Source organism: Spirochaetota bacterium (assembly GCA_034190085.1).
Lineage (GTDB): Bacteria > Spirochaetota > UBA4802 > UBA4802 > JAFGDQ01 > JAXHTS01.
Map to the genome: position 1 here is coordinate 1 of JAXHTS010000028.1, position 3,960 is coordinate 3,960.

The 3,960-nt window shown below is 35.1% G+C and carries 5 protein-coding genes; 3 read left to right on the forward strand and 2 right to left on the reverse strand.

Annotated features, from left to right (window positions below):
• Positions 1–517, forward strand: a 517-nt coding sequence (locus tag SVZ03_05405; protein MDY6933646.1) for a magnesium transporter, incomplete at its 5' end; no start/stop codon positions are given.
• An 82-nt stretch (positions 518–599) separates the two neighbouring features.
• Here the strand turns inward: SVZ03_05405 and SVZ03_05410 are convergent.
• Both SVZ03_05410 and SVZ03_05415 read right to left on the reverse strand, forming a co-directional pair.
• Positions 600–1,124: a hypothetical protein gene (locus SVZ03_05410; GenBank protein ID MDY6933647.1), complete on the reverse strand. Its 525-nt coding sequence runs from the start codon at positions 1,122–1,124 to the stop codon at positions 600–602.
• A 391-nt stretch (positions 1,125–1,515) separates the two neighbouring features.
• Positions 1,516–1,935, reverse strand: coding sequence for a secondary thiamine-phosphate synthase enzyme YjbQ (locus SVZ03_05415; GenBank protein MDY6933648.1), 420 nt, complete (start codon positions 1,933–1,935; stop codon positions 1,516–1,518).
• Between the two features lie 298 nt (positions 1,936–2,233).
• On the opposite strand from SVZ03_05415, the gene SVZ03_05420 reads away from it, so the two are divergent.
• Both SVZ03_05420 and SVZ03_05425 read left to right on the forward strand, forming a co-directional pair.
• The gene (locus SVZ03_05420) at positions 2,234–3,013 is read left to right on the forward strand and encodes a CDP-alcohol phosphatidyltransferase family protein (GenBank protein ID MDY6933649.1); all 780 of its coding nucleotides are present in this window, start codon (positions 2,234–2,236) and stop codon (positions 3,011–3,013) included.
• A partial coding sequence (locus tag SVZ03_05425; GenBank protein MDY6933650.1) for a MiaB/RimO family radical SAM methylthiotransferase occupies positions 3,006–3,960 on the forward strand: 955 nt, incomplete at its 3' end. The genes SVZ03_05420 and SVZ03_05425, both read left to right, overlap by 8 nt.

A 3,960-nucleotide genomic window follows, 5' to 3' on the forward strand; every position in this document is an offset into this window, starting at 1 on the left:
GGTTATTATTCTGGGTTTTATTGGACTATTAACTGCCAGCATACTTCGGAGTTTCCAGGGTACTCTTGAAAGGCTAATAATCCTGGCATTTTATATGCCGCTTTTAACCTCAGCAGGGGGTAATACAGGTTCTCAGTCTGCTACAGTTGTTATTAGAGCTATGGCATTGAATAAGTTATATCCAGGGGATATTGTTAAAGTGATAAGGAAGGAATTCCTTATAAGCACAATGCTTTGCATATGTCTGGGTTTATTAACATACCTTAGGGTAGTAATGTTCCCCGGTAGCCAGAACATGGTTTCAGAATTTAGCCTTAAAAGCATTGCCTTTCTAGTATCGCTTTCTCTGTCCATTCAGGTGATATGGTCCACAATTTTTGGAGCGGTTATACCCATGATAGCAACAAAGATAAAGTTAGACCCTGTTGTAATTTCCAGCCCCGCATTGACAACTCTTGTGGATATGGGAGGGATTGCAATATATTTTACTACCGCAAAGTTGATACTTGGGATTTGAACTCAAGAAGTATTAAGACATATTGATTATTTGTGATATCTGTTGAAGTTTAGTATTTCATAATCAATGTAAATGTTATTTATTACAACTGAGAGAGAATATCTAAGGCTATTCTCTTATATTTTCCATCAATATCACCACTTATGACCTTTTGTATATTCTCTCTGCATTTTTCAATGTCATTTAATTGATAATATGTGATAGCAATGTTTAATAGAGCTGCAAACTTGATATAGTTAAACTTTGCAAGATTGATGTTATTTACATAAGAGAATCGAGTTATGGCTTCTCTATATTTACCAATTAAAAATAAATTTTTACCGATGTAGTAATTTGCAATCCCATTTATTATACTGTTTGTGGAATTGCTATTTATACACTCCTGAAATGTTTCAATGGATAGATCATTCAATCTGTCTTTATAGGCTATATAGCTCGCGTATAAGAGATTCTTATTATTTATAGTATTGTCATCTAATAATTCATTCCAGAACGATCTATCCTCCTCAATTAGGGAGAAGATCTTCTTTTGAGGATAGGCATGCGTGGTCCCTAGTATAGAAAGAATTATAAGGGAAAATAAAAACAGCAATATTCCTTTTTTCATAATTAAATCCTAAGGCAATTTGGAACCATGTTTTATTTGCGGTGTTAGTATAAGAATATCTTTTAGATTATTCTTTCCTAATAGATTAAAAATGGCAAAAATCATCTATAAATCATATATAAATCATAATTGATTTTGGAAAACATCCTTTTTAACTATGTATTCTACGTATAGATTACTATTATTAGATAGATTAGTCAAATAATAATTCACCCCTGTGTTATATACTAAAGATGAAAGCCTTTTTCCCCTCAGGATTAAACTTTTGTTATTACCTTTTCAATAACTACTCTTCTAAATCTAAGCAAAGTCATCTATCGTTACTCAGGATTTTGTCAAGTTTATTTCTAAGACCTACTCATATGCTTATTCGGGATATCTATGATAATCTCTATTCGCCAATTACCTTTACTAATACCCTTTTTGGCCTCTTTCCATCGAACTCACCATAAAAGATCTGCTCCCAAGGACCAAAATCAAGGTTCCCATTTGTAACTGCAATTATCACTTCTCGTCCCATGATGGTTCTCTTCAAATGAGCATCTCCATTATCTTCTCCGGTATTATTATGTTTGTACTGATCTATTGGCTTATGAGGAGCTAGCTTCTCTAGGAAATCATCGAAATCCTGAATGAGTCCGCCTTCAGCATCGTTAATAAATACAGAGGCAGTAATATGCATCGCATTTACCAAGCAGAGACCCTCTTTGATTCCTGTTTCCCTAACAAAATCCCTTACTGTATTAGTAATATTTATGTAATCACGTCTTGCCTTTGTTGTAAATGTCAGATATTTTGTATATGACTTCATCTGCTTCCTCCTGACTTTGGTAGTTTAGGTAATATTATCCGCTATGTCAGCTAGTTAAGAAGGTAAGCGGCTTCATCGTAAAAGGGCTTACGGATCAAGTCGACCAAATTAACAAGATTTCAAAAATGGGCTAAGATTTATTTTTTTACTATCACCCTTTTATCATATATATCGGAAAGAAAAGATAAAAAAAAAGATAATGAGAATAATTATATTGACTATTTCTTTAATTTTATTTATAAATTCCATTTCATTAGAGCCATTATCCAGGACTTTCTTTATTATGGATAATCCGACTATGATTATAAATGAGATATTAAGATCATTACTGCCGTTAATCGTTTTAAATGGATTTGTAATCTTACTGCTTGTTGTATTTTCATTTATCTACCCGCGAAGGGCTAAGGACCCTATTGTTCTTGAAAGAATGCATAAATCCTTTTTAGGAGTTTTCCTAAGGGAATTCTGGTATTGGGTAACCCTTCCATTTATTTCAATTTTTCGGATATTAAAGCTGACTCCCAACATGATAACCGGGATATCGCTTGTATTTGCTCTTATTTCAGGATACTATTATTATAGAGGAAATTTCGCCTTTGCTGGGTGGATACTTATTATTAGCGGGACTTTAGATATCCTGGACGGCAGGTTAGCAAGGACAACCGGTCAGGTAAGTCAGGAAGGTGCCTTCTTTGATTCCTGTGTTGATAGATATTGTGATGGCCTTGTATTTATGGGTTTAGCCTTATATTTTAGAAATGATTTTTTAGTTCTCTCAACCTCCATCATGGCTCTAATTGGTTCCGAAGTTGTAAGCTATGCAAGGGCAAAGGGGGAGAGCGTCGGCATTGAGTCTTATCGTGGTCTCATGCAGAGGGGCGAAAGGATCTTCTTGCTCTCCTCGATTTCTGTACTGCATCCATTTTTCATGGTTGTATTATCTGAATATGGCATCAAAGCTGAGTATCCAATGATAATTGTAATAATTATACTGGCATTTTCAACAAATTACACCGCTGTTGATAGGATTGTGACTACATTCAAAAAGATCAGGAATCTAGACAAGAGGGATGGATAGAACATTCTCAATAAAAACACTTGGATGCAAAGTCAATCAATATGAGTCATCCATAATTGTCGATCAGTTTTACGAGAACGGATGGATCCCCAAATCCTTTGGTGAAAGAGCAGATATTGTCATTATAAATACCTGCACGGTTACTGAAAGAAGTGATAAAAAATGCAGGAATTATATCCGTCAGGGGACAAGGTTTTCTAAATCTGGGAAAATATTGGTTACTGGTTGTCTGGTCGATAGAGATCTGGATGGATTGAGAAGGATGCCTGGAGTTTCTGCAGTATTCAAAAATGATGAGAAGAATGCCATATTAGCAAGCGCAAATAAATCTTATGAATTAATGAATTATTCTGAAGGAATACCCTTGAGTTCTCGTTTTGATGATTGTCAACCAGATAATTCTCAAAAAAATTTCCACAAAAAGTATCAACCAGAGACTCTATCCCCACATCTCCGCAGAAGAGGCTTTATCAAAATACAGGATGGATGTGATGGGGTATGTGCATATTGCATCGTCCCCACAGTAAGGGGGGCACCAAGGAGCAGGGGGTATCATGAAATTCTGGAACACTCGAGAAGACTTATAGACATTGGCTGTCCAGAATTGATACTCACAGGTATCTCCATAGGCAGGTATTTTGATGAGGATAGGGATTTAGCGAAGCTAATTGAAGATATAATAACTCTAGATGGGAAATTTAGAGTGAGGATCAGCTCCATTGAGCCTAATCATATAAATGCTAAACTTATAGATCTATTTGGAAGTGAGAGGTTATGTCCTCATATACATCTTCCTCTTCAATCTGGTTCAGACAGAATTCTTCAGATGATGAAACGACCATATACAGTTGGTGATTATATAAAAATTGTAGAAAAGATTAAGAGCATATATCAAAATATTGCTGTTGGGACTGATATAATTGTTGGATTTCCTGAGGAGAATGAAA